Here is an 18,416-nt window from a genome sequence, read left to right as displayed (position 1 = left end):
TCGCTGGTGCCTGTAGCGTGGTGGAAGTGGTCCGGAGTTCGCTGTCGGGGTGATAATGTTTCTAGGTTGCCAAAAACGGGCAGTGCTCCTGTTTTGGTTGCTCTGCCCCCTTAGCTCATTGGTAGAGCACTTCCTTGGTAAGGAAGAGGTAGTGGGTCCGATTCCCACAGGGGGCTCAGGCTTGGAAGCGAACAGCCGACAAGTCGCGGCGGGGTAGCTCAGTTGGTTAGAGCACACGGCTCATAATCGTGGTGTCGCGGGTTCAATTCCCGCTCCCGCTACATATAAAGGCCCTCTGACCAGGTTTTTTCACCGGCCAGAGGGCTTTTTTGTGCCCATGAATGACCCGGTCATGATTAAGGCACTCATGCGCAGCGCAATCAGAGGTGCACTGTCTCACGCTCGCGCGGGCAGTTAGCAGCAGCTCTCGTGCTCGGGGGGGCGTTCACCGGTCAGTGTCGATACCGGTGTCGCGCAGGTGTCACCTTTCCACGCTTCGATGCCTTCTCGGATCGCGAAACCGGCAATCACGAGTGCGGCGATCGCATCCGCCCAGGCCCAGCCGAGCAGGCTGTTCAGTAGCAGCCCGATGAGGAGCGCAGCCGAGAGGTAGGCGCAGAGCAGGGTTTGCCTGGAGTCGGCGACAGCGGATGCGGAGCCGAGCTCTCGGCCGGTGCGACGTTCGAACCAGCTGAGGCAAGGCATCACCATCAGGCTGACCGCCGCGAGCGCAATTCCGACCGGGCTGTGTTCGGGCGTGCGCAGTCCAGTGATCGACAGCGCTGCGTCGACGGTGACGTACGCGGCGAGAGCAAAGAAGGAGAAAGCGATCACCCGCAACGCGACCTTCTCGCGCTGCTCCGGTTGCGGCGCGGCGAACTGCCAGGCGATTGCGGCGGCTGAGAGCACCTCCACGATCGAGTCGAGGCCGAAACCGATGAGCGCTGCTGACGATGCGATGGATCCGGCAGCGAGAGCGATGACCGCCTCGATGAGGTTGTACGTTATGGTGATCGCGACTATCCAGCGGATTCGCCGCTGCAGGAGACGTTTGCGCAGCGGGCTGAGCATCCGACCAGCACGCGTTGAAGTTGCGCTCATACGCCGGCCCCGCAACACAGCGGGACGTTGCAGGCGACGTCCGTGCATTCGTCACCGTCATCGACGGCGAGGACCACGTCGACCAGCGCGACCAGCGCATGTGCCAGGTGCGGGTCTGCGATCTCGTACCGCGTTGCGCGGCCTTCCGGGGTCGCCGCGACGATGCCGCACCCGCGCAGGCAACTCAGGTGGTTGGACACGTTCGAGCGGGTCAGTCCGAGGTTCTGCGCGAGCTGGCCGGGATACCCGGGGGCGTCGAGGAGGCTCAGCAGGATTTTGGACCGGGTCGGATCCGCCAGAGCCCGGCCGAGCCGGTTCATGACATCCACCCGTGACGCAATAGTCAGCATGCACTGACGTTACAGTGATGGCTGACTCATTCGCAAGTGCTCGACAAGCATCGGCACGGTCCGTGCGACTACCTCTGGAGCAGGTCACCGCCCACGGACTCGCCGTAGACGTGCTGCCCGACCGGCCTTCGCGGCGGGAACAAGCGACTCGGTGATGGTGTGTGCGTATAGACTTATTCATTGACACGGGGTGCCCCACACAATGTGGGAGCTGAGATCAATACCCGTTGAACCTGTCTAGTTAGTACTAGCGAAGGAATGTCACCGATGATCGATCGAATCTCCGACCACACGCTGAGGGAAACACCCCGAATCCTCAGTATCGCCGGGACCGATCCAACCGGCGGTGCTGGCATCCAGGCCGACTTGAAAAGCATTGCGGCCAACGGTGGCTACGGGATGGCGGTGGTCAGTGCCCTGGTCGCGCAGAATACGCTCGGGGTGCGCTCGGTGCACATCCCGCCGGTTGCGTTTCTGCGCCAGCAATTGAGTGCCGTGAGCGACGACGTGACCATCGATGCCGTCAAAATTGGCATGCTCGCGGATCTCGATGTGATCAATGAGGTGCGTTCCTGGCTCGACGTGTGCCGTCCTCCGATAGTCGTGCTCGACCCGGTGATGGTCACAACGAGTGGGGACCGGCTGCTCGACCCCTCCGCCGAGCAGGCGCTACGCGACCTGATCCCTCTCGTCGATCTCGTCACGCCCAACGTTCCCGAGCTGGCCGTTCTGCTCGCCGAGCCGCCGGCGGCCGACTGGGCAGAGGCCGTCGCGCAAGGCAGACGATTATCAGCCCGTGCCGGCGTGACCGTGCTGGTCAAGGGGGGACACTTTGACGACACCACCTGCCCGGATGCTCTGGTCAACACCCAGGGCCTGATGGCGCACAGTGTTGTCGAGTTCACGGCACCGCGAATCATAACCAAGAACACCCACGGCACCGGGTGCTCGCTCTCCTCGGCGATGGCGACCGTGCAGGCGAGAACCGGGAACTGGACACAGTCCCTCGCCGAGGTCAAGGACTGGCTCCAGGACGCACTGACCTACGCTGACGACCTCGAGGTCGGGCGGGGAAACGGCCCGATCCATCATTTTCATCGGCTGTTTTCCGAAGCGTCAGCCGCGTCAGCCGCGCCTGCTGATCCGGCGCCGTTCAGCTCGACCCTGTGGCGAGACGTCGAGCTGATCCGCCTGCAAATCTTCGATCTCCCGTTCATCACGGACCTCAGCAGCGGTGCACTGGCAGAAGAAGATTTCTCCTATTACCTCGCCCAGGATGCGCTCTATCTCGCCACTTATGCACGCGTTCTCGCGCATGCCAGCGAGCTCGCGCCGACCGTGAGCGCGCAACGCTTCCTGGCCGATTCTGCAGCGCGGTGCCGCGATGTCGAGTCGGAATTGCACCGAAGCTGGCTTCGGCAGCAACCTGACCCTGACGAGGCAGGCCCGGTGACGACGGGCTACTTGGATCATTTGCTCGCGACCAGTGAGGCCGGAAATTATGCGGTGCTTCTCGCGGCGCTGTTGCCTTGTTTCTGGCTGTACTCGGATGTCGGTGACCGACTGCACGCCGAATTTCTGTCGCGCACCGAAGAGGCGGCGCATCCGTATGCAGCCTGGCTGGAGACCTATTCCGATGAGGAATTCGCCGCGGCCACGCGGCAGGCGATCGCGCTCACCGACGACGTTGCGGCGACGGTCTCGGAATCGGAATGCGCGGCAATGCGCCAGGCGTTTACGACCTCGGCGCGCTTCGAACTCGACTTCTTCGACGCCCCTCGGCAGCTAGTGAAAGCCTGAGATGACCGCGCGGAACGAAGTGCTGTGCGCGCGACTAGCCGAGGGCGGGCAGTCGGGCCAGAAGCCGCTGCGCGGCATCCGTCGGGTCGCTCGCCTCGGTGATCGCGCGCACCACAACCACCCGAGTAGCGCCGGCGTCGACGACCTGATCGATGTTGCCGAGATCGACGCCGCCGATTGCAAACCAGGGACGAGTGCTGTGAGCAGATGCGCTGCGCGCGGCCGCATAGCTCAACAGGTGCGTTCCAACCGCCGCACGACCGGGTTTCGTCGGCGTTGCCCAGACCGGGCCGACACAGAAATAGTCGAGCACGTCGGTGGTCAGGGCGGCATCCACTTGCTCGGTGGTGTGAGTGGACAGCCCGATCAGGGCTGCCGCGCCGAGCAGGCTGCGTGCGGAGGCCAGCGGCAGATCGGTCTGGCCGACATGAAATACCGGCGCGCCCGCGAGGCTGGCGATATCGGCCCGGTCGTTGACGGCCCAGAGTCGTGCGTATCGGTCGGCGACCGTGCGCAGAATCTCGAGATATTCAAGCTCCTCGGCGGCGTCGATGTTCTTGTCGCGCAGCTGGATGATGTCGACTCCGCCAGCGAACGCGGCATCTATGAAGTCAGCGAAATCGCCGCGATCCTTTCGGGCATCGGTGCAGAGATACAGCCGGGCGTTCGTCTGGTCCATGCGACCAACCCTAAAGGGCAACGACGGCAGCTTTCGCCGATGCTCAGTCGCGACGCCGACGGTGCGCACCATGAGTGAACGCAGCCTCACGGTCGACGTGGCCGTGATCGGCGGCGGCATCGTGGGACTCGGCATCGCCTGGGCGGTTGCGCATTCCGGCCGCACGGTGGTTGTCATCGACCCGGATCCGGCCGGGGGCGCCACCTATGCGGCCGCCGGAATGCTCGCGGCGGTAAGCGAACTGCACTATCGGGAAGAGGCGTTGCTCGAGCTCATGCTCGCCTCTTCCTCGCTGTATCCTGCGTTCATCGAATCACTCGGAGTGGATTCCGACGCAACCGGATACCAGAGAACCAGAACCATGAACGTTGGTGCCGAATCGGCCGACCGGCAAGCGCTCGCCGACCTGCGCAGCGTGCAACTGACCAATGGGCTGAGCGTTGAACCCCTGACCATTCGCGCAGCTCGCATGCTCGAACCGCTGCTGAGCCCCCGTGTTTCCGGTGCGTTCATGGTGGAGCAGGATCATCAGGTCGACCCGCGCCGGCTCGCCGAGCGCATCCAACTCGCGCTCGCCGCGCTGGCGGGAAACGGTGGGTGGGGCCACGACGCCCTGATCCGCGTGAACGCCACTGGGTTGGCGCACGAAGATTCAGCGGATGCTTCATCGCGCGTCACCGGTGTCGCTTTGGCCGATGGTTCAACGGTCAGGGCCACCGAAGTAGTTGTGGCCAATGGCCTCGGGGCAGCCGGGCTGAGCGGGCTGCCCCAGCGATTGAGCCTGCCGCTTCGCCCGGTCTACGGGGATATTCTTCGGCTGCGCGTGCCCGCGCATCTTCAGCCAGTGCTTACCTGCACGCTTCGCGGGTTGGTGCATGGCGTGCCGGTGTATCTGGTTCCTCGCTCGGATGGAACGCTCGTGATCGGAGCCACGCAACGCGAGGACGGTTCCAGTGCGGTGTCGGCTGGTGCCGTCTATCAACTGTTGCGTGACGCTCAGGTGTTGGTGCCAGCGGTCAACGAGCTCGAGCTGATCGAGATGACCGCTCGGGCTCGTCCCGGAACGCCCGATAACGCGCCGCTTCTCGGTCGCGTTGGCCGAACGGGAGCTGAGAGTGACACTGATGACATTCCTGGCCTCATCATCGCCACCGGATTCTTTCGTCATGGCGTACTGCTCACCCCGATCGCGGCCCAGTACTGCCTTCAGCTGATCCAGGAGATCACGGTCGATCGGTGGCGAAGCTTTCGGCCCGATCGTTTCTCAGCGAGCCGCGCCCCGGCATCCGCTTCACCGACAGGAGCCCGCTCGTGACCGAATCCCCAGGCATTGAGATCACCGTCAATGGCCAGGAACGAACCGTGCTGCCCGGCAACACCGTGACCGACCTCGTGGCCGAGATCACCGATCGGCCCATCGCACAAGACGGCCGCGCAACCGACGGACAACGTCTCGGCGTGGCCGTCGCATGCAACGCCGAGGTCGTTCCACGCAGCCAATGGTGGCGCACCGGGCTCACCGCCGGTGATGAGATTGAAATTGTTACCGCCGTTCAGGGAGGTTGACCGTGGAGACCGCGCAACACACGAACACCGACCGCCTCGTGATCGACGGCGTGTCGTTGAGCTCGCGTCTGATCATGGGCACCGGGGGCGCACCGAGTCTGGACGGCCTCGGGGCTGCCCTGCGCGCCTCCGGAACCGAACTCACCACCGTCGCCATGCGGCGTCACAGCGTGGCGACCACCGGGTCACTCTTTGATCTTCTGGTAGAGAATTCCATCCGAGTGCTGCCCAATACTGCTGGCTGTTTTACCGCGCGAGAAGCCGTCCTGACCGCCGAGCTAGCCCGGGAAGCCCTCGAGACCGATTGGATCAAACTCGAGGTCATCGCCGATGAGCACACCCTTCTTCCCGATGCGGTCGAACTGGTGGATGCCACTGAACAGCTTGTCGCGCGGGGCTTCAAGGTTTTTGCCTACACGAATGACGACCCGGTGCTCGCGCTGCGGCTCGAGCATCTGGGCGCTGTCGCCGTGATGCCGCTCGGGGCGCCGATCGGCACCGGGCTGGGCATTCTCAACCCGCACAATATCGAGCTGATCGTTGCCCGCGCCGCAATTCCCGTGGTGCTCGATGCTGGAATCGGTACCGCCTCCGATGCTGCTCTGGCGATGGAGCTGGGCTGCGATGCTGTGCTGCTGGCCACCGCGGTGACGCGCGCGCAAAACCCGGTTCTCATGGGCGATGCCTTCAAGCACGCCGTGATTGCGGGCCGGCGTGCCTCGCAGGCCGGCCGCATTCCGAGGCGTAACCACGCCCTGGCATCGTCAATGATGAACGGGCGGCCCGACCTGTGATGGAGGTTGCCGCGCTGGCACCGCTCGTCGAACCGGGCGAGAAGCTCTCCGCTGCGGAACGCGAGCGGTACTCGAGGCACATCCTTATTCCTGAAATCGGTGTGCTCAGCCAGCGAAGGCTCAAGAATGCGCGCGTGCTCGTGATTGGCGCCGGCGGCCTCGGTTCGCCGGTTCTGCTCTACCTGGCGGCTGCCGGGGTGGGCACGCTGGGCATTGTCGACCATGACACCGTGGACCTGAGCAACCTGCAGCGTCAGATTATCCATGGCGTCGCAGGACTGGGCCGTTCGAAACTCGAGTCGGCTGCCGCGGCGGTAGCGGCGCTCAATCCCCTGGTCACGGTGCGCCAACACGATGTCTGGCTTGACTCGGCGAACGCTCTGGGCTTGTTCGCCCAGTACGACCTGATCGTTGACGGAGCCGACAACTTTGCCACTCGCTATCTGGTCAGTGATGCCGCAGCGATGCTCGGCAAGCCCTGCGTCTGGGGATCCATCCTGCGCTTCGAGGGCCAGGTCAGCGTATTCTGGAATCTGCACGGTCCTACCTATCGGGACCTGTATCCGGACGCCCCACCGGCCGGCTCCGTACCCAGCTGCGGCGAGGGCGGAGTGTTTGGGATGCTGTGCGGAACGATCGGAGCGACGATGGTCGCCGAAGCCGTGAAGTTGATCACCGGGGTCGGACGCACGCTCGTGGGCCGGGTCGTGCTGTTCGACGCGCTCGACGCGTCCTGGCGCGAGCTTACGATTGCGCGCGACCCCGCCACCGAAGTGGTCACGAAGCTCATCGATTACGACCTGTTCTGCGGAACGTCGACTGGGGATGACGATTCGATTTCCGTGCAGGAACTCGCTGTCATGCTCGATAACCGCGCTCGGGGCGAGAGCGACTTCGACCTCGTCGACGTTCGGGAACCGGAGGAATACGAGATTGTGCACATTGCCGGGGCGCTGCTCGTTCCGCAGAACGGTATCCTCTCGGGCAGCGCGCTATCTGCTCTTTCCCGGGACCGCGATATCGTCGTGCACTGCAAGGCTGGCCCGCGCTCGGCCGCCGTTCTCGCCGAGCTGCAGCGCCGTGGCTACGACCGCGTACGCCACGTGCAGGGGGGCATCCTGGCGTGGGTGAAGGAAATCGCGCCCACGCTCCCGACGTACTAACGCTCCGGCAGCCGGGGGTGACAGGGTCAACCGCAACCAGGCCGCGACGCTCTAACGGATGCCGTCAACGACACCCGTTTCGGCCCTCCTAAGGGGGGTACGATAGACGCAATCGGGACTTCCCCGCGCATGAAGGAAAGGTCGGACCATGAACCCGCTACTCATCATTGTGGCAATTGTTGCGGTCGTGCTTCTCATCACCGGCGGCTTGGTGCAGTCGCTTCAGTTTCTGCTCTGGGTTGGTATCGTGCTCGCCGTCATCGCCGTGATCATGTTTCTGATGCGGTCGATGTCCGGGCGCAAGAGCGTCTAGCCCGGCAGGACCGAAACAGCCGGCCGCAGGAGGATGAGCTCCTTCGGCCGGCTGTTTTCTATGCCGGGTCCTGCGCACTCCAACGAGAGCGGCGCAGGTCAGGGGCGGCGCCGTGCAGCGCGGCTGGCAGCCAACAGGCCTGTGGGGAAGCCCTAGACTGTGCCGACCGGGCTCATCGCTCGCGGCTCAGGAGAGATTGGACCCCATGCCTGAACTCAACGTCCCCGCCCGTGTCGTCGTCGTCGGCGATGCCCTGATTGACGTACTGCGTGACTCCGAGGGAAGCCGGGAGTTTGCCGGAGGTGCCGCACTGAACGTGGCAGTCGGCTTGGCCGTGCTCGGGGTGCCGACGACCCTGATCGCGATGGTCGGTGATGACGCCGATGGCGCGACTCTTCGATCGTTCCTCGACCAGTATGGCGTGCAACTGATCGCGACACCGGGCCCGCTCGGGTCGTCGCGGGCCGTGTCCGATCGCACCGACGGTGAACCCCGCTACTTCTTCAACGACGCCGCGAAAGCGCGCCGCATCGAGTTCGGCACAGTCGAGCGTGACGCGCTCGAGGGCGCCTCGCTCGTTGTCGTGAGCTGTTTTCCGTTCGACGACACCGCGCAGACCGAAGCGCTCGCAGCCTGCGTAACCGACCCCGAGCGCCGGCTCGTGATCGATCCCAACCCCCGGGCCGGCATGCTGCATGATGGGCCGCGGTTCGTGCGCAACTTTGAAGCGCTCGCCGCGCGCAGTCTGCTCGTGAAGGTCGGCGACGACGACGCCGACCTTCTGTATCACATTACGCTCGATGAGCTGAGGGAACGCCTCGTCGACGCGGGCGCACACACGGTGTTGGCGACAGCCGGGAGCCTCGGAGCCTCGGTCTCATTCGCGAACAATGAGCTGGTCAGCGCGGCGATCGCTGAGCTCGACGGCACTGTCATCGACACGATGGGTGCCGGGGACGCGACGCTCGCGGCATCCGTTTTCACGATCCTGACCGATGGGGTGCCACCGGATTCCGCCGCCTGGCAGGTCCTGCTGAGCGACGCCATGCTGACCGCCGCAGCCACCTGCCGACACGAGGGAGCGCTGCTCCGGCAGCCGTAGCGAGTTCCCAGCGGATGTCAGGGCCGCGTCTGTTACTCCTCGGGCTCGGTCGTCGACTCGGTGGCTTCCGTCAGCTTGAGACGCGAACGGATCGCGTCGCGGGCCTGCTGGGCGGCGCGGCGCACCTCCTTGTCGGAGTCGCGCAGGCGCACCTCGATCGTGGCGATGTTGTCGGCAGTGCCCTGGTCGGCAAGGGCGTGCAGCGCGGCGGAACGCACGCGCGGGTGCTCGTCGGTGGTGAGGCGCACGAGCTTGGGAACCACCTGCAGGCCGCGCAGCAGCACGACCTTGGCGCACATCTCCCGTACGCGCCACGATTGGTTGTTCAGCCCGACGACGATGTACGGCGCGGCTGATTCGCCCCAGACGTGCAGCAGCGCACGGGCACCCCACAGCTCGGGCCAGTACAGCGCCGGGGCACCCTCGAGAATGCCGAGCGCGTGGCGGCCGCCGGCGTAGATCAGAAAGTCCTTGCCGGCGTTCTTGGCACGAAGCAGGGCCACGGAATTGTCGATGACGACGTTCTCGCCGTAGTGCGCGACAGCGGCGCGAATGCGCTCGTCCGTCGGCAGGTCGATCGGAAGGTCGGGGTGCGGAATCAATTTGTTTTGCATAGCCCTCTAACGCTACCTCCCCGCCGCTCCCTGAGCTATCGAAACCGCTCCCTGTCAGCGATCTCGTTCGATTAGACCAGCGACGCCGTCGAACCCTGTTCTGCCGCGACTGTGCCAGGTGGTGTTGTCAGGTGAGGGTGATCTCGAAACCGGAGGCGTGCTCGTAGATGCCGTAGTTGCCGATGTCGGTGAAGCCGAGACTGCGGTACAGGGCCAGGGCCTCGGGCTGGGCGTAGCCGGTTTCGAGGCGCATCCGCTCGTAGCCCAGGTTGCGGGCGAGGGCCTCCAGCTCGCGCAGAATCGTGCGAGCGTGGCCCTGGCGGCGGTAGTCGGGGTTGGTCCACATGCGCTTGACCTCGGCGGTGGTGGCGTCGAACTGGCGGAGGCCGCCGCCGGCGACCGTCGTTGAGCCGTCGACGAGCACGAGAAAGCCGCCGCCGGGTGGGTCGAACTCGGCCCCGTCGACGTCGTGTACGGAATCGCCGTCGCCGTATCGGGTTTCGTATTCACGGTGCAGGTCCAGCAGAAGGGGGGCTACTTCGGGGTCACCGAGGCGCACGGATACACATTTCACGCTTTACAGTGTGCGCCTTGTCGTGGCGTGCTCCCGACCGATGAGCGGGAGGTCACTGGGTAGACTCGACGAGTGTCAGTGAACCCAGAGTTGCAGGGGCGGGTCTTTCCGCCGGTCGCACCGTATCTTGTCGGACGTGAAAAGGTGCGCGAATTCTCCCGCGCCGTGTTCGCGTCGAACCCGATCAACCTCGATCCCGAAGCGGCCCGTGCGGCCGGTCACGCGGACGTCGTCGCCCCGCCCACCTTCGCCGTGGTCGTGCAAGAGGCCACCCTGGCCCAGCTCTTGGGCGAACCGGATGGTGGCATCGATTTCACCCGCGTCGTGCATGGCGACCAGCGCTTCAGCTATTCTCGCCCGATCGTTGCCGGCGACGAACTCACGGCCACCCTCGCGGTGACGAGCATCAAGACCCTCGGTGGCCACTCGATGGTCACCGCTGAGTCCACCATCGTCGACGCGGCGGGCGCCCACGTCGTGACCGCCATCTCCACCCTCGTCGTCAGGGGAGACGAATGACCCCCGTTCTGGCAGACCTCACGGTCGGCAGCGTCGTCGCCGAGGCGACTTTCTCATTGACGCGCGATTCCCTCGTGCGTTACGCCGGGGCATCCGGTGATTTCAACCCCATTCACTACCGCGATGACATCGCGCAGGCCGTGGGTTTGTCGGGCGTACTCGCCCATGGCATGCTCACCATGGGCCTGGCCGTGCAGCCCGTCGTCGACTGGGCCGGTGACCCGGCCCGGGTAGTCGACTATCAGGTGCGGTTCACCCGCCCCATCTTCGTCGACGCAACGGATGGCGCCATCGTGACCGTGGTCGCCAAGGTGGGTGCGCTCGACCCCGACGCTGATGTGGCCCGCATCGATCTCACCGTCACGTTCAACGACGCGACCGTGCTCGGCAAGGCGCAGGCGCGCGTCAACCTGGCCTGAGACCCATGATGGAACCCGTTGAACTGAGCACGCTCACCACCTTTCGCGTCGGTGGGCTCTCCGCCGCGCGGGTGGCGCCGGCTACCGAACAGGACCTCATCAATGAGACCCTCGTCGTCTGGGGCATGGACGAGAACTGGCTGCTGCTGGGCGGCGGCTCGAACACCCTCGTCGCCGACGCGGGCTTCGACGGCATCGTGATCCAGGTGGTGACCCGCGGCATCGAGGTGCTCGGCGGCGAAACCGGTGGCGCGGCCAGTGCCGAGACCGGCAGCCAAGCGGATGCCGCCAGCGCCGGCACCCATGTACGCCTGCGCGTGCAGGCCGGTGAACCCTGGGATGACCTCGTCGCCTACGCCGTGCAGCGAGGCTGGGCCGGCATCGAGGCGCTGTCGGGCATTCCCGGATCGTGCGGCGCGGCTCCAGTACAAAATATCGGTGCCTACGGCCAGGAACTCTCGGACAGCCTCGTGGCGATCGATTTTCTCTCCTACGAAACCGGCGAGGTCGAACGGCTCGAGCGGGTCGACCTCGACCTGGGCTACCGTACGTCGGCGCTGAAGCAGGGCCTCCGCGGTGTCGTGCTGGCGATCGAATTAGAGCTGCACGATACCGCGGCCGAGGCATCTGTTTTGGGGAGCACCCTCGGCCAGCCGTTGAAGTATGCCCAACTCGCCGGGGCGCTCGGCGTGCAGCTCGGCGACCGGGTGCCGCTGCAGATCGTGCGTGCGACGGTGCTTGGGCTGCGGGCGGGTAAGGGCATGGTGCTCGACCCCAGCGACCCCGACACCTTCAGCGCCGGATCGTTCTTCACCAACCCGATCGTGACCGAGGCATTTGCGCGCTCGCTCCCGGCGGATGCGCCGCGCTGGCCGCTCCAGCCGGAACCGGCCGATCGAGTCATTCCCCTCGACGAGTATCTGGGTGTCGGGCCGATGCCCGGCGAAGAAGCGGTGCGCCTCGTCAAGCTCAGCGCCGCGTGGCTGATTGAGCATGCCGGGGTCAGCCGCGGTTTTCGCCTGTCGGGATCGAAGGCGGCCGTGTCGAGCAAACACACCCTCGCGTTGACGAATACGGGTGGGGCGACCGCGGCAGAGGTGGCCGAACTCGCCCGCTATGTGCTCGGCCGGGTGCAGGCGGAATTCGGCGTGAACCTGCACCCGGAGCCGGTGCTGGTCGGCCTGACACTGTAGTCGATCGATCGATCGGATGGTCGATCGGATGGTCGATCGGATGGTCGGTCGGACGGACGGATGGTCGGTCGGACGGTCGTGCGGCGTCGGTCAGTCGGCGTGGCGGGCGGCGGCAGCGATTCCGGCCACGACAAGGCCCAGTCCGACCGCGATCACGCCGCCGAGTAGCCAGAGCGTGGGGTCTGGCGGCACCGGCAGCAGCGTGAAGACCGCCATGTAGGTGGCGAAGGCGAGCAGCAGGACGCCCCACAGGATGGTGGCGAAGCGGGGTCGCAGGCGGGCGGCGGGCGCCGCGGCTGCCGGGGTCGCTGCCGGTGCGTCGGTGGGCGGTGCGTCGGTGGGCGGTGTGAAGAAGTTCGGCTCCGAGTCGTTTTTTCGGGGAGGAAGAACCGAAGCCGGGTACGGTTCGGTCGGGGTTCTCGGCCCGGTCTCGGTGGGGGGCGCGTCACCATTGCTCACGTTCGCGGAGAAATCTTCGGTGGGGGCGTCGCCGTCGGGGCTCGTGGAGGAAAACGGAGTGGTCATTGGGGGGTCCTAGTTGTTGGAGGAATCGAGCGTGACGACGCCGGCGAGGGTCCAGATGCGCAGGAGCGGCCCGCCGCTGCGGCTTGTTGCGTTGAAGGTGCGCTGGTCGGAGGCAAACACTCCCGTGCGCTCGCCGTTTTCGGCGTCGACTTCCCGGCCGTAATAGTCGACGCCGCCCACCAGGGCGCGCGATTCGATGCGCACCGGGGAATCCGTTGGCAGCCGGATAGTGGTCACCCCGGCACCGAGAAAGACATCGATAATGCTGTTCTCGTTGAGTCCGGGATTGTCGAAGTCGCGTAGGTCGAGCGTTGATTTGCCCGCAATCATGGCATAACTCGACGTCGGGTTCGCCGAGGTAGTAGTCGCGGTGAGGTGCCAGATGTTGTCGCCGACCGCCGAGAACTGGGTGCCCTGCGGGAACACTCCGAGCGCGACAAGCGTGGCCGCGGCCAGAACCGCGAACCCGCCCATGGAGCCATCGGTGCGCCCGCGGATTCCGGCGATGACAATGCCGAGCGCCAATACGCCGAGCGTGCAGGCAACTCCGAGAATGACCGCGTCCTGCGACCAAACGCCGTTTGAGAAGACCCCCGCCGCTACGGCGCCGCTGGCCAGTGCCAGGCCGAGCACGATGGCACTGAAGCCGGCACCGGGGCGGCGGGCCCGCACCCGGGCACGTTCGGCGGCCTGGCGGGCTCGGTTTTGTTCCTGCCAGAGGCGATTCTGCTCCGAGCGGATGTTGCGGGCCGAGTCCTGCGCGTAGGGCGCGTAGGGATAGGTGGGCGGGTAGGTTGAGCCGGCCGTCGGTGCGACGTTCGTGGCCGTGCCGGTGGTCGCGAATGCCAGGGTCGGGGCGGTCGACGAATCGGTGGCGCTGTCGATAGCGCTCGCGGTGGCTGTCGACTGGTCCTGTGCCGGCCCGCTCGATGCGGATGCCTCCGGCGACGTGGCCGGGGCATCCGGTCGCGGATGCACGCCAGCGTCGGGGCTGGGAAACGGTCGGGGGTCGTACACACTGCCAGGGCCGAAGGGGCCGGTCGGGTCGGAGCCGGTGCCGGGTGCCGGGCGCGGTTTCTGAGAGCGGCGTACCAGGGACACGACCAGCCAGACGATGCCAGCCGTCAGGGCCATGCCCCAGCCGAGCGAGAAGATGCCCGCGAGCCAGTCGGGGAGGGCCCAGAACCCGGTCGGGCCATTCCACCAGAGGCCGCGCAACAGCGGTACGACGGTGATCAGGAGCAGCGCGCCGATGGCGACCATGGCCGGTTGGAACCGGCCACGAATTGCTTCTTCGACGTAGATACGGCCGGCGCCGCGAGGCATGAGCGCCCAGCCGACGGCATAGACGAAAACGACGGGGCCGCCAAGGATGGCGATCACCACGACGATGCCACGTACGATCAGCGGGTCGAGTCCGGTGCGGGCGGCGATGCCGCCGCAGACGCCGGCGATCCAACGGTCGCCGTCACGGTTCAGGCCGCTGCCGCGAATCCAGTCGAAGAAACGGGTGATCTGGTCGGGTCGCTGCGGAGGGTGAGGGGCGTCTGCCCTCGGTGTGTCGGTCATGATTCGAGTGTGGCAGCGTGCCGAGATCGCTGCCATGGGGGATGACCCTGATTGGACCCTGATTGATTTCCGCAGGGTTCCGCCGTGTCAGTGCGGCGTGCTTGGATGAAGACGTGAGAACCGAACGGATGACACGGCCCCGGCTCCGGCTGGTCGGCGGTGTCTGCGCGGGGTTCGCCGAGCACACCGGCGTTCCCCTGGGCACGGTGCGTTTGGTCACCGTGCTGCTCAGCCTCTGCGGCGGCTTCGGCGCGTTGCTCTATGCCTGGCTGTGGGGGACGGTTCCGAGCGTCGATAGCCGGGCGGCGGCAGACCCGCTGCCGAAGTCGAGCCTGGCGCGATCGAGAGTCGCGCCGTCCGCGGCGGCCCGCGAGGCACGTGGGCCAACCTCCCTCACCCGCACCGTCGATGGTCTCGGTGCTGCACGGGTCGATGCGGGCAACACCAGCCGCCCATCGAGCGCGGCTAGACCGTTCCCGCGAGCGGATGCCACTTCCACCCGGGCCGCGCCCGTCACCGAAATCTTGCTCGGTCTGGCCCTGCTCGCTGCCGGTGGCGCCCTCGTGGCGAGCCGCCTCGGCGCCGACATTCCGCTCGCCGTCGTGGTGCCCGCTATCGTCGTGCTCGCCGGCACGGCACTCGCCTGGCGTCAGTTCGCTGACATTCGCAGTGGTGCGTCGCAGCAATCCTCGGCGTTGCTCGTGCGCATTCTCGGAGCACTCGTGCTTGTTGCCGTCGGTATCCTGCTGTTTTTCGTCACCGGCACCAACCCGAATGCGTGGACGGTCATCTTGGCGGCGGCATCCGTTCTGCTCGGTGTCGCCGTGGTCACCGCGCCGTGGTTGCTGCGCCTGTGGAGCGACCTCGCCGACGAGCGGGCCGCGCGGGCCCGTGAAGCGGAACGGGCGGACATCGCCGCGCACCTGCACGATTCGGTACTGCAGACCCTCGCGCTCATTCAACAGAAGGCCGGGCCGCACAGCGATGCCGCCCGGCTGGCCCGCGCGCAGGAACGCGAACTGCGCGAGTGGCTGTTCACCGGGACCCGTGGTGGCGGAGAACCGGCGACCGACCTGGCCACCGCGCTGCGTCGCATCGCCAGCGAGATCGAAGAAGACTTCGCGGTGCGCTTCGAGGTCGTGACGGTCGGCTCGGGGGTGGGTGTGCGATCGGCACCTGGCGCCGAGTCGACCCCGAGCAGTGTCGATGCCCAAGAATCCCTGGTCGCCGCTGCCCGAGAGGCCATGCTCAATGCTGCCCGGCATGCCGGGGGAGCGGTGTCGGTCTATCTTGAGACCGGCACGCGCGGCATCGAATTGAGCGTGACCGACCGCGGCCCGGGCTTTCGGCTCGACCAGATTTCCGAAGACCGGCTCGGCGTGCGCGAATCCATCCTGGGACGGATGCGCCGGACCGGCGGGACCGCCGCTGTGCGTCCCGGTCCGAATGGGGGCGGCACCGAGATTCTGCTGACCCTCCCGGCTCCGCCGAAAACCAAACCGGCCACCGATGAGCGCCACACCGAAACGAGCGTGCAATGACCATTCCCGAACCGAGCGAACAGGGCGGGCGTGCCCGGCAAGACGGCGGCACGCCGAACGAACCAGCTGCGGCATCCGCCGGCCTGCGCGTACTCATCGTCGACGACCACTCCATCTTTCGCTCCGGGCTGCGCGCCGAACTCGACGCCAACATCTCGGTGCTCGGCGAGGCTGCGACGGTCGACGCGGCGATCGCGAAGGTCATTGCACTGCAGCCGCGCGTTGTGCTGCTCGACGTGCACCTGCCCGGTGGGCGCGGCGGGGGCGGCGCCGAGGTTATCCGTGAGGCGGCGCAGCGTGCACCGCACACCCTGTTTCTGGCGCTCAGCGTCTCTGACGCCGCCGACGACGTGGTGAGCGTCATTCGCGCCGGCGCCCGAGGCTATATCACCAAGAGCGCCTCCGGGGCCGAAGTGTCCGACGCTGCCCGCCGTGTCGCCGGCGGCGACGCCGTGTTCTCGCCGCGCCTGGCCGGGTTCGTGCTCGACGCCTTCGGCGCTGTCGCCGGCGAGACGGCCGAGACCACCGAGGAACTCGACCGGCTCTCTGTCCGCGAAACCGAGGTGATGCGCCTCATCGCACGCGGCTACAGCTATAAGGAAGTCGCGAGTACCCTGTTCATCGCAGCCAAGACCGTCGAAACCCACGTATCTGCCGTGCTGCGCAAACTGCAGCTCTCGAGTCGGCACGAGCTGACGGCCTGGGCGCTCGCGCGCAAACTGCTGTAGCGCCCGGGCTTCAGGCCAGGCTCACGCGTCGCGTCGAATCCAACGAAACGTCACCCGGCTCAGCACAAGCCCCAGCACCAGCCAGACGCCGAGGGCGCCGGCCACCCAGAGCAGATCCCATGTGCCGCTCTGCTCGGCAGCCGCGAAGCTTTCCGGAAGAAAGACCGAACGCATGCCCTGCGCCATCCATTTGAGCGGAAAGATGCTCGCCAGGTTCTGCATCCACTCGGGCAGCGTCGTGAACTGCAGGTAGACGCCCGAGATGAACTGCAGCACGAGCACCACGGGAGCTACCACGGCCGTGGCGCTGCGCCCCGACCGAGGCACCGCCGACAGCGCTATACCGAGAAACGCGCTCGTGATCACGCCGAACACAAACACCCAGGCGAAAGTCGCCCATTTCCCGGGCTCAGTCGGCAGCGCGATATCGAGCACAAGTCGCGCCACGAGAAGCAGTAGGCCGGCCTGAAGAATCGCGGTGACGAACACCTGTCCGATCTTGCCGAGGAAATAGCTCAGCGGGGATAGCGGGGTGCCGCCCAGACGTTTGAGGGTGCCGTCGCTTTTCTCGCCCGCGATATCGACGGCGAGGTTCTGCACACCGGAGAGAAGCATGCCGGCGGCGAGCATGCCGGGCAGGTAGTAGGTACCCACGCTGACGCCGCCGGTGCCGTCGGGATTCGCACCGATATTTCCGGAGGAGCTGAACGCGGCGGTGAAAATGCCGAGCATGATGAAGGGAAAAAAGAACGTAAACAGCAGGGTGTCGGGGGAGCGAAAGTACAGGCGCGTTTCATAGCCGATGCGGGACAGGCCGAGCGCTAGCGTGCGCGGAGCCTTGTTCTGCGGGCGGGTGCCCAAAGTCGTGGCGCTCATGCCCGCACGTCCCTGTCGGTGTGCCGGCTTGGATCGGGCCGAGCGTCATTGGCGGATGCGGCAGCTTCGTTCCCGGCGACCATCGCTTCGTGACCGCGCACGAGGGACAGGTACACGTCTTCCAGGCTTGGTCGGATCACCTCAAGACCTTCGGGTTCGGCGCCCTTGCCGATTGCGACCAGGTCCGCCACGACCTGCGCAGGGCGGCTCGTGCGCTCCTCGCGCACCACTCCGTTGCCGTCACGCCAGCGCACGACCGGAACGCGCGCATCCGCTTCGCCGATTTCGTCGAGCGGGCCGATGTCGATGAGCCGGCCACCGACGATGATTCCGGCACGGTCGCTGAGTTGCGCGGCCTCGTCGAGGTAGTGGGTAGTCAGCAGAATGGTGGTGCCTTCCGCCTTGAGCCCGCGAATCAGATTCCAAAACTGATGCCGAGCCTCGGGGTCGAAGCCTGTGGTCGGTTCGTCGAGAAACAGCAACTCGGGGCGTCCGATAATGCCGAGGGCGACATCCACTCGGCGACGCTGCCCGCCGGAAAGCTTGCTGACGCGGGTTTTCGCCTTCTCACGCAGGCCCGCCGCGTCGATGACCTCGTCGACGTCGCGGGGATGGGGATAGAACCCGGCGAAGTGGCGCAGTTGCTCGGTCACGGTCGCATTGCCGCTCTCGTTGCTGGTCTGCAACACAATGCCGAGGCGGGCCTTCCAGTCCAGGCCTCCGCGGTGCGGATCAATGCCGAGCACGCTCACCTCACCGCCGGAACGGTCACGGTAGCCCTCAAGGATCTCGATCGTCGTGCTCTTGCCGGCGCCATTCGGGCCGAGCAGGGCGAAGGTCTCACCGGCCGCGATCGAGAAACTCACGCCGCGCACCGCCTCGACGCCGCCATACGATTTCTGCAGGTCGCGCACGTGCACAGCCGGGGGAGTGGATGTCATAGGTCCAGAGTCCCACTCCCGCGCTCCCCGCACCACCGCTGCTGGTCGT

21 protein-coding genes, 2 tRNA genes and 1 riboswitch are annotated in these 18,416 nt (G+C 66.1%); of the genes, 14 read left to right on the top strand and 9 right to left on the bottom strand.

The annotated features are described in order from the left end of the window. Positions 1-104: 104 nt before the first annotated feature. Positions 105-176: transfer RNA gene (locus E3N85_RS08465), tRNA-Thr, on the top strand. 31 nt (positions 177-207) lie between these two features. Continuing rightward, positions 208-281, top strand: a tRNA-Met gene (locus E3N85_RS08460). A gap of 133 nt (positions 282-414) precedes the next feature. On the opposite strand, the gene E3N85_RS08455 is transcribed toward E3N85_RS08460, so the two are convergent. Continuing rightward, a complete protein-coding gene (locus tag E3N85_RS08455; protein WP_241978380.1) occupies positions 415-1,101 on the bottom strand; it encodes a cation transporter in 687 nt (228 codons plus the stop codon). Further along, positions 1,098-1,451, bottom strand: a complete 354-nt coding sequence (locus E3N85_RS08450; RefSeq protein ID WP_134462003.1) for a helix-turn-helix transcriptional regulator — start codon at positions 1,449-1,451, stop codon at positions 1,098-1,100. Before E3N85_RS08450 ends, E3N85_RS08455 begins: the two co-directional genes overlap by 4 nt. Positions 1,452-1,627: 176 nt before the next feature. Then, a riboswitch (TPP riboswitch) is annotated at positions 1,628-1,727 on the top strand. Between E3N85_RS08450 and E3N85_RS08445 the strand changes: the two genes are divergently transcribed. Next, on the top strand, positions 1,710-3,251 hold the full coding sequence (locus E3N85_RS08445) for a bifunctional hydroxymethylpyrimidine kinase/phosphomethylpyrimidine kinase (protein ID WP_166783903.1): 1,542 nt from the start codon (positions 1,710-1,712) through the stop codon (positions 3,249-3,251). Its footprint overlaps the riboswitch before it by 18 nt. 34 nt (positions 3,252-3,285) lie before the next feature. Here the strand turns inward: E3N85_RS08445 and thiE are convergent, their stop codons facing one another. Beyond that, positions 3,286-3,930, bottom strand: coding sequence for a thiamine phosphate synthase (gene thiE, locus E3N85_RS08440; RefSeq protein ID WP_134461997.1), 645 nt, complete (start codon positions 3,928-3,930; stop codon positions 3,286-3,288). A gap of 70 nt (positions 3,931-4,000) precedes the next feature. Here thiE and thiO point away from each other — a divergent pair, with 70 nt between their 5' ends. The 6 genes from thiO to E3N85_RS08415 all read left to right on the top strand — a co-directional run bounded on the left by thiO (position 4,001) and on the right by E3N85_RS08415 (position 8,868). Continuing rightward, complete coding sequence (thiO, locus tag E3N85_RS08435) at positions 4,001-5,245, top strand: glycine oxidase ThiO (RefSeq protein WP_134461994.1); 1,245 nt, start codon at positions 4,001-4,003, stop codon at positions 5,243-5,245. A 14-nt stretch (positions 5,246-5,259) separates the two neighbouring features. Continuing rightward, complete coding sequence (thiS, locus tag E3N85_RS08430) at positions 5,260-5,496, top strand: sulfur carrier protein ThiS (RefSeq protein WP_134462256.1); 237 nt, start codon at positions 5,260-5,262, stop codon at positions 5,494-5,496. Positions 5,497-5,498: 2 nt separating this feature from the next. Further along, positions 5,499-6,290: a thiazole synthase gene (locus E3N85_RS08425; protein ID WP_255453871.1), complete on the top strand. Its 792-nt coding sequence runs from the start codon at positions 5,499-5,501 to the stop codon at positions 6,288-6,290. Further along, positions 6,290-7,453: a molybdopterin-synthase adenylyltransferase MoeB gene (gene moeB, locus E3N85_RS08420; protein ID WP_134462250.1), complete on the top strand. Its 1,164-nt coding sequence runs from the start codon at positions 6,290-6,292 to the stop codon at positions 7,451-7,453. Before E3N85_RS08425 ends, moeB begins: the two co-directional genes overlap by 1 nt. Positions 7,454-7,601: 148 nt before the next feature. Further along, the gene (locus tag E3N85_RS16300) at positions 7,602-7,766 is read left to right on the top strand and encodes a DUF2207 domain-containing protein (protein ID WP_166783902.1); all 165 of its coding nucleotides are present in this window, start codon (positions 7,602-7,604) and stop codon (positions 7,764-7,766) included. Positions 7,767-7,971: 205 nt separating this feature from the next. Continuing rightward, the gene (locus tag E3N85_RS08415) at positions 7,972-8,868 is read left to right on the top strand and encodes a PfkB family carbohydrate kinase (protein ID WP_134461991.1); all 897 of its coding nucleotides are present in this window, start codon (positions 7,972-7,974) and stop codon (positions 8,866-8,868) included. Positions 8,869-8,900: 32 nt separating this feature from the next. Here the strand turns inward: E3N85_RS08415 and E3N85_RS08410 are convergent, their stop codons facing one another. Then, positions 8,901-9,482 (bottom strand): HEAT repeat domain-containing protein, encoded by a 582-nt coding sequence (locus E3N85_RS08410; RefSeq protein ID WP_134461988.1) that lies wholly within the window; start codon positions 9,480-9,482, stop codon positions 8,901-8,903. A 127-nt stretch (positions 9,483-9,609) separates the two neighbouring features. Further along, positions 9,610-10,056 (bottom strand): GNAT family N-acetyltransferase, encoded by a 447-nt coding sequence (locus E3N85_RS08405; RefSeq protein ID WP_134461985.1) that lies wholly within the window; start codon positions 10,054-10,056, stop codon positions 9,610-9,612. A gap of 72 nt (positions 10,057-10,128) precedes the next feature. On the opposite strand from E3N85_RS08405, the gene E3N85_RS08400 reads away from it, so the two are divergent. The 3 genes from E3N85_RS08400 to E3N85_RS08390 are packed head-to-tail and all read left to right on the top strand — an operon-like array spanning position 10,129 to position 12,187. After that, entirely contained in the window at positions 10,129-10,575 is a 447-nt protein-coding gene (locus E3N85_RS08400) for a MaoC family dehydratase N-terminal domain-containing protein (protein ID WP_134461982.1), read from the top strand. Continuing rightward, on the top strand, positions 10,572-10,994 hold the full coding sequence (locus tag E3N85_RS08395; RefSeq protein ID WP_134461979.1) for a MaoC family dehydratase: 423 nt from the start codon (positions 10,572-10,574) through the stop codon (positions 10,992-10,994). Before E3N85_RS08400 ends, E3N85_RS08395 begins: the two co-directional genes overlap by 4 nt. Before the next feature lie 5 nt (positions 10,995-10,999). After that, positions 11,000-12,187 (top strand): UDP-N-acetylmuramate dehydrogenase, encoded by a 1,188-nt coding sequence (locus E3N85_RS08390; protein WP_134461976.1) that lies wholly within the window; start codon positions 11,000-11,002, stop codon positions 12,185-12,187. Between the two features lie 90 nt (positions 12,188-12,277). On the opposite strand, the gene E3N85_RS08385 is transcribed toward E3N85_RS08390, so the two are convergent. Continuing rightward, positions 12,278-12,712 (bottom strand): hypothetical protein, encoded by a 435-nt coding sequence (locus E3N85_RS08385; RefSeq protein WP_134461973.1) that lies wholly within the window; start codon positions 12,710-12,712, stop codon positions 12,278-12,280. 9 nt (positions 12,713-12,721) lie between these two features. Continuing rightward, positions 12,722-14,281, bottom strand: coding sequence for a PspC domain-containing protein (locus tag E3N85_RS08380; protein WP_166783901.1), 1,560 nt, complete (start codon positions 14,279-14,281; stop codon positions 12,722-12,724). A 128-nt stretch (positions 14,282-14,409) separates the two neighbouring features. Here E3N85_RS08380 and E3N85_RS08375 point away from each other — a divergent pair, with 128 nt between their 5' ends. Together E3N85_RS08375 and E3N85_RS08370 are read left to right on the top strand one after the other, a co-directional pair. Continuing rightward, positions 14,410-15,822 (top strand): ATP-binding protein, encoded by a 1,413-nt coding sequence (locus E3N85_RS08375; RefSeq protein ID WP_134461967.1) that lies wholly within the window; start codon positions 14,410-14,412, stop codon positions 15,820-15,822. After that, complete coding sequence (locus E3N85_RS08370) at positions 15,819-16,550, top strand: response regulator transcription factor (protein ID WP_134461964.1); 732 nt, start codon at positions 15,819-15,821, stop codon at positions 16,548-16,550. The genes E3N85_RS08375 and E3N85_RS08370 overlap by 4 nt, the downstream gene beginning before the upstream one ends. Before the next feature lie 21 nt (positions 16,551-16,571). Here the strand turns inward: E3N85_RS08370 and E3N85_RS08365 are convergent, their stop codons facing one another. Beyond that, positions 16,572-17,426, bottom strand: a complete 855-nt coding sequence (locus E3N85_RS08365; protein ID WP_134461961.1) for an ABC transporter permease — start codon at positions 17,424-17,426, stop codon at positions 16,572-16,574. Then, on the bottom strand, positions 17,423-18,367 hold the full coding sequence (locus E3N85_RS08360; protein WP_134461958.1) for an ABC transporter ATP-binding protein: 945 nt from the start codon (positions 18,365-18,367) through the stop codon (positions 17,423-17,425). Before E3N85_RS08360 ends, E3N85_RS08365 begins: the two co-directional genes overlap by 4 nt. Positions 18,368-18,416: the final 49 nt, after the last annotated feature.

The organism is Cryobacterium sp. Hz9 (assembly GCF_004402825.1).
Lineage (GTDB): Bacteria > Actinomycetota > Actinomycetes > Actinomycetales > Microbacteriaceae > Cryobacterium > Cryobacterium gelidum.
This window is presented reverse-complemented; position numbering and strand designations above follow the sequence as displayed.